We start from the raw sequence: 16,477 nt of genomic DNA, 5'->3' as shown, positions 1-16,477 counted from the left end.
TAAAACAATGAAAAGTAAACTCTTATCCGTGATGCTGGTATTTATATTCTGCGGCGTCCGGTTATTTGCACAAAAAAAGGATACGCTTCCAAAACCGGTAAAAACGGGTAACGAATGGCATATGCCTACGGAGGCGATCAAACGATCCCATGATTTCGCCAACCTGCTTAAAAAAGATCTTACCCTGGATGATGCTACTACCAAAAAGGTTTTTGATATCCATTTCGGCAATACCAAATCCGTAGATGAGATCCGGATGGGACCGGGTTCCGAGAATGCAAAAGCCCAGGCTATGAAGGGAAATAAGGAAGCGCTAAAGGCCAAGCTGAAAACAGTCCTTTCCCCTGAACAATATGATAAGTTCATGAAAATCGGAGATGATAAAAAGATTTGATCATGCTGATCCGGGAAATGGTAAATATAGTAGGTAAGGAGTACGTATTTTCCTCAGGAGAGATAATGCCTGATTATGCGAAGGATCATTCCCTCCATAAGGACTGCCCATTTGAAATATTGGTCAAACCCGCTTCTCCGGAAGAAATTTCAGCCATTCTGCAGATTTGTTGCCGTTTCAATATTCCGGTAACTCCGCGGGGAGGTGGTACGGGCGTTACCGGAGGGGCATTGCCGGTAAAGGGGGGAGTGGTCCTTTCCCTGGAACGGATGGACCGTATTCTTTCGATCGATGTCCCCAATCGTTATGCCATAGTTGAAACGGGAGTTATCACAGAAATATTCTGCGATGCTGTAACGGCAAATGGAATGTATTATCCGGTCGTTCCCGGCAGTAAAGGTTCTTCCTTTATCGGGGGGAACCTGGCTTTAAACGCAGGAAGCCCGAAATCCTGCAGGTACGGAACAACAAAGGATTTTGTCCTGAATCTGCAGGTGGTTTTATCCTCCGGAGAAATCATCTGGACAGGGGCTAATGTATATAAAAACTCTACCGGCTTTAATCTCACGCAACTTTTTATAGGCAGTGAAGGGGTGCTGGGAATCATTACCAAAGCTGTATTGAAGTTATTGCCCCGGCCGGCCAGCACGAAATTGTTGCTGGCCGGCTTCAGGAATACAAAGGATGCCTGCAATGCCAGTTTGGCCTTGTCCCGGTTTGCCACGCGCCCATCGGCCGTTGAGCTGATTACGGAAAGCGCCATTTCCCTGACGACCCCCTATCTGCCGGAGAAATACCCTTTACTTTATTTTCCGGTAAAGGCTCACTTGCTCGTAGAATGGGAAGGGTTCGGGGATGAGGATCCGGACGCCGTAATAACCGGATTTTCCCACTTGATCGGGGAGAACGACCCGGTTGATATCTTAATGGGCAGCACCATTCAGGAAATGGACCTTTTATGGAGCCTTCGCAGGAGAATCGATACTGCCATGACAAATAACGGGTGGTTATACAGGGACATCGATGCCTGTGTCCCACCGGACAGGGTAAACGATTATTTGGAAATGACTGGCCATATAGGGAAGAAAAATGGCAGAGAATTGATCTCCTTCGGCCATGTCATGGATGGTAATATACATACTATGCTGCTGATCGAAAAAGAAGATATTCCGGAAAACCGATTAACCGAGAAAGTCTTTTTGCAGGAAATTTATAGTGCCGCCCTTTCCCTGGGAGGGACCATTTCCGGGGAACATGGTATTGGCTGCCTTCAACAGGAATTTCTGCCCCTGCAATTAAGCGAACGGCATCTTTCTTTATTACGGCAGATCAAATCGGTCTTCGATCCTTCGCATATTTTGAATCCGGGAAAATTGTTACTGGACAGATCCCCATAGCTTATCCCCATAGCATATCCATACCCATACAAATACCCATACTAATATCCATACCCATATCAATTGCCATATCAAAGGAGAAATGATCCATATATTGTACACAAAAATTACGATCCCTTTCCCGGAACCTCTTTACCAGAAATATCTTTCACTGCTTCCGAAACAACTGCAGGAAAAAAACGGGCAGATCAAACTGGAAAAGGACAGGGTTTCGAACCTGCTGGGAAAGGTATTGTTACTTGAGGGGCTGAAAAAGATCGGGATGGATGGTCTATACCTGGAAAATCTGAAGTATAATAGATATAACAGGCCCTATCTTTCGGGTAATCTCGATTTTAATATATCTCATTCGGGAGAGTACGTGCTTTGTGCCATTGGAAAGGATGTGAAACTGGGTATCGATATCGAAGAGATCAAACCGGTTTCCTTTCCTGATTTTGAAGATATAATGACCCATCGTGAATGGGAAGTAATCGGGACCTCCGCCGATCAACTTAAAGCGTTCATTACTTTCTGGACAATAAAAGAAAGCGTGGTTAAAGCAGATAACAGGGGACTTTTTATCCCACTGCGTGAAATTTATATATCTGAAAATATGGCGAGATGTTACGGTGATTACTGGTTTTTGAAAGTGCTGGACATCAACAGTAATTATTGCGCCTGTTTGGCGACGGATCTTTTTTTCGATCAAATAAATATCGAGTACAGGCAACTATAAACTATCTCAATATCGTTACCGATCCGTTCATCTGTTTCCTCCCATTCCTGGGATTGATGACCCAATAGTAAGTAGCTACCGGCAACGGCTGCCCATTAATGGTGCCATTCCATGGGTTTGTATACCCGATGGAATGAAATACCTGCTGGCCGTAACGATTAAAGACCTGCACTTCAGCTCCCGGATATTCATCAAGATAACGGATCACCCAGGTATCGTTGATCCCATCCCCATTCGGGGAAAAGGCATTTGGGACGATAGGTGTTTTCAGCACATATACATGGACTTGCGAACTGTCCACACATCCATCTTTGGAAGTTACCATAAGGGAATAATCGATATCCGAAGAGGGGGTAACCCTGGGTGTGGGGATCTTCCGGTTATCGATCGCGCTGTCAGGTGTCCAGAAATAGCTCACCGAATTACCGCTCCCGCTGCCTTGCAGGATGGTATAACCCCCTTCCAGCATATGCTGGTCCGGGCCTGCATCCGCTTTTGGCTGCGGATATACGGTGATATGCTGATCGGCAACGGCAAAACAGGAATTGGCGGCTGTAAACGTGTAATGCAGCGTATCGACTCCCGGGGTGGCCTGGCGTGGATCGAAAAGGCCTTCCGGGCTTATGCCGTTTCCGCTGTAAACACCGGTCCCGGCAAAGGAATGCAATTCTTTCGCCTGCGTGATAAGGAATGGAGCGACCTCCTCACAAACCGGATCGAGGGCATCGAACTGTACTTCAGGACTTGACTGAATGGTAATGATTTGGGTCGTTTGCTGCATACAGGTGATACCCGAATAGACTACATAACGTACCTGGTAGTCCTGTGCAGGAGGAGCACTGAAATAGGGATAGGTGTGCGGGTATTGAGTACCCTGCACAGGATCTTTGTTAGTTGTATTAGCACCAGGGTCATTCATATAATCCCAATAGATCTCCATCCGGATAATATTTCCCGGATTTACGGAAGCTTCATCCGTAAAGATGACCGGCTGGTTGCTGCAGAGACCGATACCATTCTCCACCTTGAAAGCGGCTACCGGATTAGACCCATTGACAGTAAAAGTTTTCAGCGTGTCCTTCACACAGCCGTCTTTGGACGTGACCGTTAGCCGGACGTTATAAGGACCTGCGGCACTATATTTATGAGAAGGATCTTTCAACCCGGATGAATTAGGGTTGCCTGGAGAACTGGCTGCCGCATCTCCAAAATCCCATGACCAGGAAAATAAGGCATGGCTGTTATCAGGAATCGTAGAAACATCGATAAAGACAGCTGAAGGATCTGCGAGGCAGATTTCAGGCAACGTAAAATCAGGCTGGGGAAGATCATGGATCACGACGTCTTTGGTAAAGGGCTGGTTCTGACAACCCAGATTTGTGGTCACCTTCAACCCTACCGGGTAGGTGCCTGCAGCTGAATAGGTGTGGACTGGGTTCTGCACCGAATCTACCGAGCCGTCTCCAAAGTCCCAGTACCATTTGAGCAGGGTCTGTCCCACAGGAGCTATGGATTGGTCGGAAAAGGGCAATCCATTCTTTTCGCAAGCGGGTAAGCCCGTTCCGATCACACCCACCGGTACGGGAAAAATCATTACGGTCGTAGCGTCCGTTTGGGTGCAGCCGGCACTGCTGGTCACCAGCACCTGGTATACTCCGGCTCCCGATAAGGGGATGGCCGGGATAAAGAGCGTATCTCCGCCGGTAGCTGTAAAACCGCCGGGACCTGTCCAGGTATTCTGACTGCCATCGCCTGCAATTAACCGAAGGGGTGAGCCGGCACAGACCGGGCCATCGTTTTTTGCGGCCGGAACCGGTTTGGGATGAACTGTCACGATGATAGGATTGGAAGGAACACGACAGGTCAGCAAGCCAATATTCGCATTTTCCGCCACGGCGAGACGGTATTCGTAAAGTCCGGGACCGGCAGTCGGTAGGCGGGTGTAGGAAGTAATCGTGGCCCCGGGTATATCCGTCCAGCTGACCCCGGTATCGATACTTACCTGCCATTGATAGGCCGGAGAAACATAGCCGGTCGATACAGTTCCATCAAAGCCTAGCGCGACCTGGTTATCTATACAAAAGTCCTTGGATGCCGTCCTTCCTGTAATGGGAATACCTGCCGTCACTTTCGGGCCGCAGGGCCGGAACGTAATATCGTCCAGGGCCAGATCATTACCGCATCCCCCGGGGGCATTATTGGTCATTCTTAAAACGACATCGAAGGCATTTGCCGGAGTGGTAAAATTCAGCCCGTATTGTGTCCAGGTATTGCCGCTGGTGACCGGGATATCTCCCGTGTTAAATGTCTTCAGGACCACACCTGCGGTCGTTTCTATGCTAAAGGTAATATTTGGCCGGATACCGCCATTGGTACAGCCGGAGCTGAGCATCATATTCAGGATCCAGGCGGCAAATTCATAAGTCGTATTACTGCAAAGATTATGAACCGTCTCCAGATAAAAATCATTGGGCTGAATGGATGCATTGACCAACATAAAATAACCGTTCCGGTTTCCGGTATGATCGGTAGTGACCGTATGCCAGGAATTGGAAAAACAGGCGATGGTGGCATTGGTGAGCGTGTAAAAGCCATCATTCGGGCAGGAAGAAGAGAGAAACTGGTATGCAGTCGTCGCAGCGGTCAGCGGAGGACCAGGATTTGGGCCTGATCCGAAGGTAATGTTGACCACGGGGTCACCGAGACTGCTGCCTGCCGTGCATAATTGTGCCTGTGCAGCCGGAATGAAACCTGCCAGGAGTACGGAATAAAAAAACAGATAAGTAAGAGGCTTAAGCATGCTATTCGGCAGGACTTTTGTTGAAACGGGCTAATAAGTAAAAATAACGGTAAAATAGCCATTTTGACGTAGGTTTGCAACCGTTTATTTAATCAATCTATGGTGCAAACCCTTATTCAGGAATTAGAGGCAACTGTTCGGTATATTCAGGGGGAATATCCCGGCAGCCCCAGGGTGGGAATTGTGCTCGGGAGCGGCCTTGGTAATTTTTCAAACGAGCTCGAAATAGAAAAAGAAATTCCATACGGGGAAATTCCGAATTTTCCCGTATCCACCGTGGAAGGACACCAGGGCAAACTGGTTTTTGGAACGATTGGCGGGAAACAGGTTGTTGTATTGTCCGGTCGCTTTCATTATTATGAAGGGTATACCCCGCAGCAGGTAGTCTTCCCTATCCGGGTAATGAAATTCCTGGGTGTTGAAACCTTGTTATTATCCAATGCCGCCGGAGGAATGAACAGTGCCTTCAAAGTGGGGGATCTGATGATCATCAACGATCATATCAGTTTTTTTACCGTCAATCCGCTCCTGGGAAAAAATTTTGATGAACTGGGCCCCCGTTTTCCCGATATGAGCGAACCTTATGACAAAACACTTATCCTTAAAGCTAAGGCTATTGCAGCCCGTATGAAGATCCCGCTGCAGGAAGGCGTATATGCAGGGGTAACGGGCCCTACTTTCGAAACCCGTGCGGAATATAAATTGCTTCATATTGCAGGAGGGGATGCCGTAGGAATGAGTACGGTTCAGGAAGTGATTGCAGCCAGACATGCAGGGTTGGCCGTTTTTGCGATGAGTGTTATTACCGATCTGGGTATACGGGATGAAGATAATATCATTACGCATGAAGAAGTATTACTGGCTGCCCGTGAAGCCGAACCTAAATTAACAGGAATTTTCAGAGAGCTGATCGCAGCCTTGTAAAATCGCTGCGAATATTAACTTTTTTTATAAACGTCTTCAACCACTTAATGAGTAACTTGTCCGGAATTTTCTTACCAGTGAAGGGATCTCGAATAATAACTACCGGCGCTTTAGCGATCTTATTTTTCTTCAGCCTGTCACTCCGTGCGCAGAACCCTTTGGGCCGGTTCCAGAACATGGGTGGGGGAGGGGGAGGAAAGAGCGGCGCAGGAGATACATTACAACACCGGAAGGCAGATACGATAACCCTTAATTATCGTTACCTGGATTCCAGCCGTTTGCTGAAGCTGGATTCATCGATCCTTGATTTTTCAAAAAAAGTCCCGCTGCCCCGAACCTGGATCAACCTGGGTAATATGGGAACACCGGCAAAGGACCTGGTCTTTTCCCCCCGGATGCAGTCTGGTTGGGATCCGGGCTGGCACGCATATGATCTGTATAAATTCAAGGTCGAGGATACGAAATTCTATAATACTACCAAACCATACACCGAACTGGGTTATTTATTAGGTAGCAAGGCAGAGCAGGTCATCGATGTTCAACATACCCAGAACATCACGCCCAATTGGAATTTTGCATTTGAATACCGGCTGATCAATTCTACGGGTGCTTTTGTAAACCAGAACACTACGCATAATAATTATCGCCTGAGTTCCTGGTACCGTTCAAAGAGTAAACGTTACCAGGCCTTTTTTATCCTGGTGGGCAGCAAGTTGATCGCTTCCGATAACGGTGGTCTTCGAAATAACGGAGATCTGGATTCGGTGTCCTATGCCAACCAATTCACCTTACCCGTGTGGATAGGAAATAATGTGGCCAAGTCCTATGCCAATATTTTCGGGTCCACCCTGACTGCCGGAACCCGGACGGCAACCGGAACTTATTTACTTCGCCAGCAATATGATCTCGGTCAGAAGGATTCTGTGGTAACCGACTCAACCATCGTACAATTGTTCTATCCCCGGGTAAGAATTGAACATACCATCTACTATAATACGCATGATTACAGTTTTATGGATCAGGCGAGCCCGGCCAGCAGTTATGTGATCGATTCGTTCTATTATGCGTCCAGGTACCAACGTCCTTATATCAACCCGACAGATACTATATTCCGCCGGGATAAATGGAAGGAACTGACCAATGATTTTTCCCTTTACCAGTTTCCGGATTCCAAGAACCCCCAGCAATTCTTTAAGGCAGGCGCAACCTTGCAGTTACTAAAAGCCGTTTTCGATACGGCCGTCCTGTCCAGCCTGATTCCTCCGGGCAACCAACTCAATATCACGCATAAACTGAGTACCTATAATGCGTTCCTCCATGGGGAATATAGAAATAAGACCAGGAATCAGAAATGGGATGTGGAGGCCTACGGGAAATTTTATCTGAATGGGTTGAATGCAGGGGATTATAATGCCTTTATCAGTCTTAAAAGATATGTGAGCCGACAGGTCGGTTATTTGCAGGTCGGTTTTGAGAACGCTAATAAAACGCCTTCCTTCGTTTACGATCAGCAATCCAGCTTCTATTCCGATACGCTGAAATCTACTTTTGCCAAGGAAAACACAACCCACATTTTTGCGGCCCTTGAACAACCTCAGCATAAGATGAAATTAAGCGGGTCTTATTTCCTGATGAGCAATTACTCCTATTACCAGGATTATTTCAAACAGAGACAGGCCTCACTCTTCAATCTTTTACAAATAAGCATAGAAAAAGAATTTTCCCTGACAAGGCATTGGAAATGGAGAACTCAGACCATTCTGCAGCAGATCGCCGGATCTTCTCCGGTCCATGTGCCTTTACTGGTATCCCATAACCAGGTCGGGTACGACGGGACCTTCGGATTTAAGAACCTGATCATTAGCTTTGGCACAGAGATCCGGTATGTGACCGGATATAAAGCCGACGGGTATGCTCCGTTGACCGGACAGTTCTTTTCACAGAGCGATACAACGATTCGTCAACATTTGCCGGATATATCCCTATATATGCATTTTCGTATCCGGAGTTTCACGGCTTATCTGCGTGGAGAAAATCTCAATTCTATCGCCTTTAGCCCCCATGGGTTCGGTTGGTACCGGAATAATTTCGTCACGCCCACCTATCCCTCTCCGGGCCTGTTGCTAAGGTTTGGTTTCTTCTGGGGATTTGTCAATTAGTAGTTCAACAATCCGGTTCTTTGCAAGGGGCATTAGCCATTTCAATCTCCAGGGTTGCATGACCGATTTTCTGATGGAGAAGTTCATGTTTTATGGCATGCTTGAGTTTTTCGATTGCGGACATATCGCTCTCCGGCCCTACTACCAGATGTGCGGTCAATGCATTTTCCGTGGTACTGATCGCCCAGATATGAATATGATGAAAATCTTTTACTCCAGGCATTTTACCGATGATCTCTTTTATTTTTTTTATCTCAATTCCTTCGGGTACTCCGTCCAGGGATAAACGCAAACTATCTTTTAATAAGCCCCAGGTACTGAAGAGGATCACAATGGCGATCACCAGGCTTAAGACAGCATCGATCCAGAAGAGGTTCGTATAAAAAATCAGGATCCCGCCAATTACCAATCCTGCGGAAACGATTGCATCTGATAACAAATGCAGGAATGCGCTTTTTATATTCAGGTCGCTGTCCTTGTTACGCAGAAATAACAGGGCAGTAAGTGCATTTATGCCAATGCCAATGGCAGCTACGATGGAAATAGTCTTTCCGGGTAAAGGCTCCGGACTGCCCAGGCGGTGCAAAGCCTCATAACCGATCGCTCCCAGGGATAACAACAGAATGGCCGCATTGAGCAGGGCAACGAGGATAGTGGTTTTTTTCAAACCATAGGTATACCGGTCGGTTGGTTTTACTTTGAGCAGGCGGAAGGCGATCAGGGACATGGCCAGGCTGGCTACGTCTGCTAAATTATGTCCTGCATCGGACAGGAGCGATAAAGAATGAATGGAGAGTCCAACTACTGCTTCGATAATGACAAAGGCGAAGTTCAATACTATCCCGATGATAAATGCCCGGTTGATGCCCTTAAGATTCACCGGGTGATGATGGTGACCCAGGCTGAATCCGTGAGGGTGATCATGGCCTTGATCATGATTGTGATCGTTCTGATGTCGCGAGTTTGCCATATTGCATTTTACCTTTGATGTCCGGTACGAAACTAGTACTTCAATCCGGCAAACCCTTTATCTCAGGCCTCCTATATTTGCAACCATGATTTAAATAATCGATATTTTTTACCGGTAATCATCTCTTGCGGGAGAAAAGGTGTCGATAATACTGCAATCGGTCCTGGCAATGGCGGAGTGAGGTACCTGTGAGGGGATCACATGTACCATACCAGCCGTGAACAGCTATTTTTCACCGCCGATGGTCATTTCCAGTTCTCCTTCTATGATATAGGTGATCTGTTCATGTACATGATGGTGCTCCGGAGAGATACTGCCCTCCTTGATATTCCAAAAGACAAGGCTGCTGGAATCGCCATGGATCATTTTCCCGGAAAACCCGGGTAGGGTTTGTTTGGAGGGGATATCGTCAAGATGTTGCATGGTAATTTTTTTCCGAATTTACGGCAAAGATGGTTGACCGGAGCATTCAACCGGCATACGGCCGGCATATGTGGAAAAGTGGATAAGCTGTTCTATGATACATCCTGCACTTTTTGTACCCTTGCGAAAACTCCTATCGAATGAAAACCCTTTTTACCCTGTTCGTGGCCTTAGTGGCCTGTTCTTTCTTATTCGCTCAAAACCCGGTTCTGATCCAGGCTGGTCCATCCGCAAGGGCAGGATCGCTTAATCATGCCGATTCGCTGGTTCTCCGGGAAGCGGCCTTGCAAAGTGATTCGGTCGCCCTTATGGATTCTTTGTCCCGCATGGGGACCAGGACACTTCCTTTCCCGGAAGCCATCGAGGCCATCCTGCATGATTTTCCTCACAATCTGCAAAGTGTTTCCGGTGAATTGCTGCTGGCTGAAGGAGAATATGAAAATTATGCATCAACCATTCTGTTGCCCAACGCAGCGTCTTGCATCGTCACCCGTTATCATTCAAAAAGAGACACTACGGCCAGTTGGCAGGCAAGGATGTACAGCAGCGACGATTTTGGAAAGGCTGCCTTGCAGTACCGGGCTTTGTTTGGTAAATTACAAGGTTCGTATCTCCTGCTCGCCGACAATACCCAGGTATTCCTGAAAGGCAAATTTGAGCCGGCCAGGGAAGAGACTCCCTTTACGACAAGTACCCTCCGGCTTCCTGCAGGAGATTGGAGGTATGCCGATGTTAAGGTTGAATTGGAGTTGGTTTACCTGTTAGCGGATTGGGCAGTAAATATAAATATTGTCAGCAAAAAACCGGATGAAATGCCTTAGGGAGCGGTGGCTTTTACCGATCCCCCGTCTACCTGAATAGTTGTGCCGGTTATATAGCCGGCCAGAGGAGAGGAAAGGAAGGCTACAAGGGCTGCGAGCTCTTCCGGTTTGCCAATCCTGCCTAATGGGATGTCCCTGGTCCTTGCTGACAGTAAGTCATCCAGGTTTGCCCCGGCCGGAGCGTCTTTTAATACGGTGTCTTTGATACGATCCGTGAGGATGATTCCCGGCGCTACGTTATTAACCGTGATATTAAAAGGGCCCAGTTCATTGGCCAGCATTTTGGACAGACCGGCAACGCCCATACGGAGACTGGTGGAAAGAACCGATCCTGCCAGGAAGGTCTTCACGGAAAGACTGAGGATATTGATGATCCGACCGCTGCCGGTTTGTTTCAGATGGGGGATCACCCATTGGCTGAACCGCACCACACTCAGGAAGTTCTGTTCAAAGGCCGATTGCCAGGCTGCTTCGTTAAAGGATTCAAATTTTCCAAAAGGCGGGCCGCCGGCATTATTGACCAGGATATCGATCCTGCCAAATTCCTGCAGTGTGGAAGTTAGCATACGTTCTGCGTCTTCCGGTTTATTTACATCCATAACAACTGAGAGTACACTGCCTTTTCCTAAAGAGCGGATTTCTTCAGCTGTTTGCCCCAGGGTTTCGGGGTCGCGGGCGCCGATGACGACATTGGCGCCTTCAGCCGCTAACGCCATAGCGCATGCCTTTCCAAGTCCCTTGCTGGCTGCCAGGACGATGGCTGTTTTCCCGTTTAATTGAAGGTCCATAAGGAGTGTTTTGAGAAGTAAAGGTAAAGATTGAAAGGAAAGAATGCCTACATTTACCGGTTCATAATAATTTAAGTACATTGGCTGTACCTGTCCTGCAATAATGATTATGGAAAAAGTATTAAAAATACTGGCTGTCCTGGCGCTGTTAATGCTTGTCATTGTGTATACCATAAATGCCAGGGAGAGGAAATTCAGGGATTATTTTTTTCTAAAGAAAATCAGGATGCTGCCGGATGGCGGAAGACCTGTCCTTGGATCTGGAGTAGTCAACCCTGATCTGACCTTGCTGCTGGTTCATCTGGAAAGGGAAGGAGAAGAGTCCGATCCGCCTTTTGCTTCTGATAAGGAAAACCAATTGTACTTTACAATCATTGACGGGAGAGAAATAGCCGTTTCCGATCAGGCGACCGGGGAGAACATCGCTGAAATTCCCTTTGAGGAGCGTATTGGAGGAATTCTTTTTGATCCGGAAACAAGGCTCCTGTATTGTTGCAGTGACGAAGGCGGACTTACCATTCTACGCCAGCAAAGCCGGACGGTGTATAAAATCCTTCAACGGCTATCCATTCCTGTTGGATGTACTGCATTTGCCCTCGATGCGCGGTCCGGAGGGATTTATATTTATGCAGAGGGATATGCGTATATATTTACTCAGACCTGAAGGAAAGAAGTAGATCACTTTTCGAAATAACCAACGCTTCCGCCGACCCATTCCTTGTCCTTATTGTAACGCACACCGATCATTTTTCCTTTGCTGAGACGGGCAAGATTGATGGCCAGGGTTGGACGCGGGTCACCGTCTTTCCAGAGATACATCATACGGATCTCTACCTTGGCCGGTATATCCGGCGTCGGGATCAGGTCTGCATATTTAACTTTGCGCTGCAGGATCCAGTTCTCCGGATCTTTGATCGAATCAAGATCCGAAGGCTGGACATCGATCACCACTCCTTGTCCGGCAAAAGAGAACAATGGCTTTAGTACGTAATTTTCCAGGTCGGCCGGAGGCTGCTTGATTTCATTCAGGAAAAAAGTTGCCGGCACGAACGGATGACGGATAAAGGGAAGCGTGAATTTGCTGATCCGGTAGAACCAGTTGGGATGTGCGATCCACTCGACGTCCAGGTCCTGCCGGATATCTACATGTGGCCCCAGTTTGTCTTCTGCGGCATGCAGCTCATCGAAGATGATCCGGTTATAAATACGCCTGATGGGGGTTTTCTGACCTGTCAGGGCATGAATGTAATAAAGTTTTTTTCCCTCCTGTATCAATTCCGTCAGACATACCGGCTGAATGCCCAGGTAATCCTGTGTACAGTAAAAATCGATACGGGTTTTTTGTTCATGGGGTTTCAATTCCAGCAGGATCGTATTTTCCGCCGGCAGATTACCCAGGATGGTTTTTTTCAATTCCTCCAGGTAGGATATATGATCCAGGCCGTTCAGGTATTGGCTGTAATTTTCAGGGATGGAAAAATGTTTCCGGTAGAGATCGGGATAATAAACCTGGAAACCGTAAAGGCTGGCAAAACCCTGCATTTCGATTAACTGCGGTTGCATTTCTCCGGTAGTTTCGTCTATACAGACACCGAAATCAAAAGCGAGAAAATGGCTGTGTCCGTTCTCATTGGGAACATTATCTTCCGGCGGGATGGCCCTGTCGGTCAAACGCTTGAATCCCGGATCGGTAATAAGGTCTATGATGGTTTCACCCGCATCGATAAGTTTGGCCGCAAATGTTTTGGGAATGAAAACGGGTGTTTCGGCGATACGGAACGCTATAGCCCCCGGATAGTTGCTATGGAGATCCTTCAAAAAAGTTTCATATAAAGAAGAAGACCAGGCTTCGTTGAATGCTTTCCGTAAAGCAGGTACCATGGGACTGTGCTTGTTTAAGGGAAAGTTACGGAGTTTTTCCGGGATCATTGCAGGCCGGGGACCCAGGATCGGATTAGGAACACTTTAGGTGTACCGGCCATTGGGGCCTAATCAAATGGCCGCGGAACGGGCATGCCTGAATTGAAGGGCATAGTCCAGGAAATCAGGAATCACCCGTGCATAAGTCCAAAGGATCTTATCCGGATCATTGAGCTGTTCGATCATACTGCTCCATTTTTCTTTTCCATGTTCGGCGATCACGATCTTTTTCCTGTCTTCACGCTGCAGGTACATACTCATACCGATCGCATCTGCCTCCGGGTGGAATTGAGTGCCGATCATATAATCGTTAAAGCGGATAGCCATGATCGCTCTTTCCAAGGGGACATGGGGGCGTTCTTTTTCGATGGCAAGTATCCGGGCTCCCATCTGATTCAATTTATCCTGATCCGGCTGAATCACCTGGAAATTACGGCTGTCCACCGCGTAGAAGGGATCCTGTAAATTTTTGAATACCGGTTCCTGTTTGCCATCTTCCTGAAGATGGACAGGGAATACGCCAAATGCAGTGGATTTACGATTGGTGACCTGCGCAAGGCCATAATGCCTGCAGACCAACTGAAAGGAATGGCAAATAAAGAATACCTGCTTTTTGGCAAGGCTGTCAGATGTATAATCATTATTATATTCCTCTACCTGCCGGAGCCATCCGAAATAAGCTGCCTCCCACCCACTGTTTGCACTTTCGAGCGGACTGCCGGGCCCTCCGCTGGAAATATAGATATCATAGGACAGATCCGGAACCTGTTGTTGGAGTCTTACTTCAAATTCATCGGTATGGATTTTCAATCCATGGTTCACTCCATATTGTTTCAGTAGCTCACGCAAACAACGCATGCCCTGATTGGCCTGTCCTTCATAAAGATCCAGGATCGCTACCCGTATTGTTTGCCGATTGTCCATGATAGTTTTCTTCCCTGCAAAACTAAGGATTTTTTTGGGACAGGGAGCCCGGATGGCGGAAACAGGGGATTATCTGTCCGTTAAGAGGGGAGGGGAGTGAAGCTGCGGGAAAAGAGACTAGGAATTTCGCTCCACGATCAGGTAAAAATCATCCTTGAAACTATCTCCTATCGGGATGATCTTTTTACCGATATAGATCTCGTTACGGGCAATGGAATCTATGTGGGTGAGTGATACGATGAAGGAACGGTGGACCCTGATGAACTCTTCTGAAGGCAGTTTAAGGGCAAATGATTTTAAATTGTTCAGGGTCAGGATCGGATCGACTTTTCCTCTCAGGTAAACCTGGGTGTAATCCTTCATGCCTTCACAAAAGAGAATATCCTCGAATTTAACCTTTATGATCTTATACTCCGATTTGATGAAGACGAAACGGTTGTTCCTGGCGTGCTGAATATAAAAGGTGGTGGAGAGATAATCCTGGATCTTGCCGATGGTCGAGAGAAACCGTTCAAAGGAGAGGGGCCTGTTCAGATAACTGAATACATCCATTTCCGTTTCCTTTTTTTCCTGTTCCAGTTTGTCGGCTATACATATGACAATAGGAAAATAGCCGGTTTCTTTTAGCCTGAGCATGATCCGGTTGTCTAAAAGGCGTATATCCCAAAAAATAATATCCGCTTTGACCTGGGTGACCAATGGGTAAACTTCGCCGGCTGATTCGCATTTTCCGGCAAAATTGAGCCGGGGAGTCTTGGCAATATAATCCCTTAACAAAGCGCTTTGTTTGTTATTGTCCTCTACGACAATACAGTTTAATATGCCCATGCTGGGAAAACCTCTCAAGGGATGACGGAAATCAAAACCGGAATTAGATGAATGGGGCATCAGGTAAACTGAAAATTTCCGCTAATGTAGCCCGAAAAGTCGAAAAGTCCGAAATGCAGCTTAGTTGAACTTTCTTCCCCTGGTAAACCAGATAGCTCCGTAATTGATCAGAAATGTAACATTCGCATATCTTTCCTCAACCAGGTTGTTGGATTGGGTGCCCCTGATGCCATATTGAAAGACAATATTATAGGCCAGCAGATTTTTCAGGGAATTGACACCAAAACCAACCGTAATCCCCTTGTCATCGATCTGCTTGCCGTTGATCTGCAGGTAGGAGCTGCCATAATAAATCCCCGATTGAAAATAACTTAATTCAACCTTGCTGTTATAAAAAATCTTCTTTTTTGATATCTCGAAGCCGATCGATCCCCTTTGGCTGTTCACCAGGCTATAATCTTTGCCGGGATAATTATTCATCTTGGCCTGATCAGTCCAGGCCTGGTATTTATAATCACCGACAAAAGTGAATTTGGAGTTGTGGGTCAGTGCAAAGCCGGCGCCAAAGGTATTGGGCAGGGTCAGGTTCTGTTGCCCGAGTACAACGTCCTGCTGGGTTACGGAATCATTGTCCAGGACCTGTTGGGTGGTGCTGGCCAGCAGGGAAGTTTTATTGGAGAACGTTCCTCCCAGGGTATAATCCCATTTTTTACCCAGTTTGCCATATACCTGGATACCGTAGTTCACCTGCATATTACGCAGATTTACGTTATTGGTGGTAGAGACCAGGCTTGCCCCGTTCCCTCCGGGATTCTGTATGGAATTTTTTTGGTTGAGCTGTCCGAAAAGATATCCGGCATCGATCCCGAGTGAAACATGATGAAAAAAATCATAAGAATTCGCCCAGTATACCCGGTTGATACTTCCATGACCTTCATAGGATTGATTAGCTATCTGGGTAGCGCTTCCCGCGAAAAAATAGGGAACGTTAAACTGATAATTCTGGGTGCTGTATGGAGCCAAACCCACGCTGGTACCCCAATGTTTGGCCAGTTTTATCCCAAAAGCGAACTTCCGGAAGGTGATATCGCCTGACTGCTTATTGGCAGGATCGACCGGTGTACCATAATAATTAACCAAACTTCCACGGATACCCATCTCCACATTAAAATACTGATCGCTCAGCGCGCTGAAGGAAGCCGGGTTATTATTGACCAGAAAGCTGTTTGACCGGTAGGCAATCCCTGTATTGGCAAGCCCTGATGTACGATTGTAATAGTTATTTTCAATATCTCCGAGACCCATTTGGGAAAAAGGCGCATAATTTCCCTGCGCCAGCACCCCAAGGGATGAAACGGAAAGCAGAGTTATAAGAATATTTCGTTTCATTGTTATGACCGGGTTGGTATAC

15 protein-coding genes are annotated in these 16,477 nt (G+C 47.1%); 7 read left to right on the top strand and 8 right to left on the bottom strand.

Annotated features, from left to right (window positions below; genetic code table 11):
• Nucleotides 1–7: 7 nt before the first annotated feature.
• The 3 genes from ACX0G9_RS21730 to ACX0G9_RS21720 all read left to right on the top strand — a co-directional run bounded on the left by ACX0G9_RS21730 (nt 8) and on the right by ACX0G9_RS21720 (nt 2,509).
• On the top strand, nt 8–394 hold the full coding sequence (locus ACX0G9_RS21730) for a hypothetical protein (RefSeq protein ID WP_459067063.1): 387 nt from the start codon (nt 8–10) through the stop codon (nt 392–394).
• A 2-nt stretch (nt 395–396) separates the two neighbouring features.
• Complete coding sequence (locus tag ACX0G9_RS21725) at nt 397–1,791, top strand: FAD-binding oxidoreductase (protein ID WP_459067062.1); 1,395 nt, start codon at nt 397–399, stop codon at nt 1,789–1,791.
• 82 nt (nt 1,792–1,873) lie between these two features.
• Entirely contained in the window at nt 1,874–2,509 is a 636-nt protein-coding gene (locus tag ACX0G9_RS21720; protein ID WP_459067061.1) for a 4'-phosphopantetheinyl transferase family protein, read from the top strand.
• A 1-nt stretch (nt 2,510) separates the two neighbouring features.
• On the opposite strand, the gene ACX0G9_RS21715 is transcribed toward ACX0G9_RS21720, so the two are convergent.
• The gene (locus tag ACX0G9_RS21715) at nt 2,511–5,309 is read right to left on the bottom strand and encodes a PKD domain-containing protein (RefSeq protein WP_459067060.1); all 2,799 of its coding nucleotides are present in this window, start codon (nt 5,307–5,309) and stop codon (nt 2,511–2,513) included.
• Between the two features lie 99 nt (nt 5,310–5,408).
• Here ACX0G9_RS21715 and ACX0G9_RS21710 point away from each other — a divergent pair, with 99 nt between their 5' ends.
• Both ACX0G9_RS21710 and ACX0G9_RS21705 read left to right on the top strand, forming a co-directional pair.
• The gene (locus tag ACX0G9_RS21710) at nt 5,409–6,233 is read left to right on the top strand and encodes a purine-nucleoside phosphorylase (protein WP_459067059.1); all 825 of its coding nucleotides are present in this window, start codon (nt 5,409–5,411) and stop codon (nt 6,231–6,233) included.
• A gap of 77 nt (nt 6,234–6,310) precedes the next feature.
• The gene (locus tag ACX0G9_RS21705) at nt 6,311–8,392 is read left to right on the top strand and encodes a putative porin (protein ID WP_459067058.1); all 2,082 of its coding nucleotides are present in this window, start codon (nt 6,311–6,313) and stop codon (nt 8,390–8,392) included.
• A 4-nt stretch (nt 8,393–8,396) separates the two neighbouring features.
• Here the strand turns inward: ACX0G9_RS21705 and ACX0G9_RS21700 are convergent, their stop codons facing one another.
• Together ACX0G9_RS21700 and ACX0G9_RS21695 are read right to left on the bottom strand one after the other, a co-directional pair.
• Nucleotides 8,397–9,362, bottom strand: coding sequence for a cation diffusion facilitator family transporter (locus tag ACX0G9_RS21700; protein ID WP_459067057.1), 966 nt, complete (start codon nt 9,360–9,362; stop codon nt 8,397–8,399).
• A gap of 225 nt (nt 9,363–9,587) precedes the next feature.
• The gene (locus ACX0G9_RS21695) at nt 9,588–9,785 is read right to left on the bottom strand and encodes a cupin domain-containing protein (RefSeq protein WP_459067056.1); all 198 of its coding nucleotides are present in this window, start codon (nt 9,783–9,785) and stop codon (nt 9,588–9,590) included.
• Nucleotides 9,786–9,925: 140 nt separating this feature from the next.
• Between ACX0G9_RS21695 and ACX0G9_RS21690 the strand changes: the two genes are divergently transcribed.
• Nucleotides 9,926–10,606 (top strand): hypothetical protein, encoded by a 681-nt coding sequence (locus ACX0G9_RS21690; RefSeq protein WP_459067055.1) that lies wholly within the window; start codon nt 9,926–9,928, stop codon nt 10,604–10,606.
• Here the strand turns inward: ACX0G9_RS21690 and ACX0G9_RS21685 are convergent.
• The gene (locus ACX0G9_RS21685; protein WP_459067054.1) at nt 10,603–11,394 is read right to left on the bottom strand and encodes an SDR family oxidoreductase; all 792 of its coding nucleotides are present in this window, start codon (nt 11,392–11,394) and stop codon (nt 10,603–10,605) included. The genes ACX0G9_RS21690 and ACX0G9_RS21685 overlap by 4 nt on opposite strands.
• A gap of 109 nt (nt 11,395–11,503) precedes the next feature.
• Here ACX0G9_RS21685 and ACX0G9_RS21680 point away from each other — a divergent pair, with 109 nt between their 5' ends.
• A complete protein-coding gene (locus ACX0G9_RS21680) occupies nt 11,504–12,058 on the top strand; it encodes a YncE family protein (protein ID WP_459067053.1) in 555 nt (184 codons plus the stop codon).
• A 14-nt stretch (nt 12,059–12,072) separates the two neighbouring features.
• Here the strand turns inward: ACX0G9_RS21680 and ACX0G9_RS21675 are convergent, their stop codons facing one another.
• From ACX0G9_RS21675 to ACX0G9_RS21660, 4 genes are all read right to left on the bottom strand, one after another.
• Nucleotides 12,073–13,275 carry a hypothetical protein gene (locus ACX0G9_RS21675; protein WP_459067052.1) on the bottom strand — a complete coding sequence of 401 codons (1,203 nt, stop codon included), beginning with the start codon at nt 13,273–13,275 and terminating at the stop codon, nt 12,073–12,075.
• Nucleotides 13,276–13,386: 111 nt separating this feature from the next.
• Nucleotides 13,387–14,238: a type 1 glutamine amidotransferase gene (locus tag ACX0G9_RS21670; protein ID WP_459067051.1), complete on the bottom strand. Its 852-nt coding sequence runs from the start codon at nt 14,236–14,238 to the stop codon at nt 13,387–13,389.
• A 117-nt stretch (nt 14,239–14,355) separates the two neighbouring features.
• Nucleotides 14,356–15,126, bottom strand: a complete 771-nt coding sequence (locus tag ACX0G9_RS21665; RefSeq protein ID WP_459067050.1) for a LytR/AlgR family response regulator transcription factor — start codon at nt 15,124–15,126, stop codon at nt 14,356–14,358.
• Nucleotides 15,127–15,186: 60 nt separating this feature from the next.
• A complete protein-coding gene (locus tag ACX0G9_RS21660; protein ID WP_459067049.1) occupies nt 15,187–16,455 on the bottom strand; it encodes a hypothetical protein in 1,269 nt (422 codons plus the stop codon).
• Nucleotides 16,456–16,477: the final 22 nt, after the last annotated feature.

The sequence above is a fragment of the Flavitalea flava genome (assembly GCF_054461575.1).
This window is presented reverse-complemented; position numbering and strand designations above follow the sequence as displayed.

What these genes read in the sequence shown, in the direction of transcription:
- ACX0G9_RS21730 (WP_459067063.1), top strand. Translation starts at nt 8, where the DNA reads ATGAAAAGTAAACTCTTATCCGTGATGCTGGTATTTATATTCTGCGGC.
- ACX0G9_RS21725 (WP_459067062.1), top strand. Translation starts at nt 397, where the DNA reads ATGCTGATCCGGGAAATGGTAAATATAGTAGGTAAGGAGTACGTATTT.
- ACX0G9_RS21720 (WP_459067061.1), top strand. Translation starts at nt 1,874, where the DNA reads ATGATCCATATATTGTACACAAAAATTACGATCCCTTTCCCGGAACCT.
- ACX0G9_RS21715 (WP_459067060.1), bottom strand. Translation starts at nt 5,309, where the DNA reads ATGCTTAAGCCTCTTACTTATCTGTTTTTTTATTCCGTACTCCTGGCA.
- ACX0G9_RS21710 (WP_459067059.1), top strand. Translation starts at nt 5,409, where the DNA reads ATGGTGCAAACCCTTATTCAGGAATTAGAGGCAACTGTTCGGTATATT.
- ACX0G9_RS21700 (WP_459067057.1), bottom strand. Translation starts at nt 9,362, where the DNA reads ATGGCAAACTCGCGACATCAGAACGATCACAATCATGATCAAGGCCAT.
- ACX0G9_RS21695 (WP_459067056.1), bottom strand. Translation starts at nt 9,785, where the DNA reads ATGCAACATCTTGACGATATCCCCTCCAAACAAACCCTACCCGGGTTT.
- ACX0G9_RS21690 (WP_459067055.1), top strand. Translation starts at nt 9,926, where the DNA reads ATGAAAACCCTTTTTACCCTGTTCGTGGCCTTAGTGGCCTGTTCTTTC.
- ACX0G9_RS21685 (WP_459067054.1), bottom strand. Translation starts at nt 11,394, where the DNA reads ATGGACCTTCAATTAAACGGGAAAACAGCCATCGTCCTGGCAGCCAGC.
- ACX0G9_RS21680 (WP_459067053.1), top strand. Translation starts at nt 11,504, where the DNA reads ATGGAAAAAGTATTAAAAATACTGGCTGTCCTGGCGCTGTTAATGCTT.
- ACX0G9_RS21675 (WP_459067052.1), bottom strand. Translation starts at nt 13,275, where the DNA reads ATGGTACCTGCTTTACGGAAAGCATTCAACGAAGCCTGGTCTTCTTCT.
- ACX0G9_RS21670 (WP_459067051.1), bottom strand. Translation starts at nt 14,238, where the DNA reads ATGGACAATCGGCAAACAATACGGGTAGCGATCCTGGATCTTTATGAA.
- ACX0G9_RS21665 (WP_459067050.1), bottom strand. Translation starts at nt 15,126, where the DNA reads ATGCCCCATTCATCTAATTCCGGTTTTGATTTCCGTCATCCCTTGAGA.
- ACX0G9_RS21660 (WP_459067049.1), bottom strand. Translation starts at nt 16,455, where the DNA reads ATGAAACGAAATATTCTTATAACTCTGCTTTCCGTTTCATCCCTTGGG.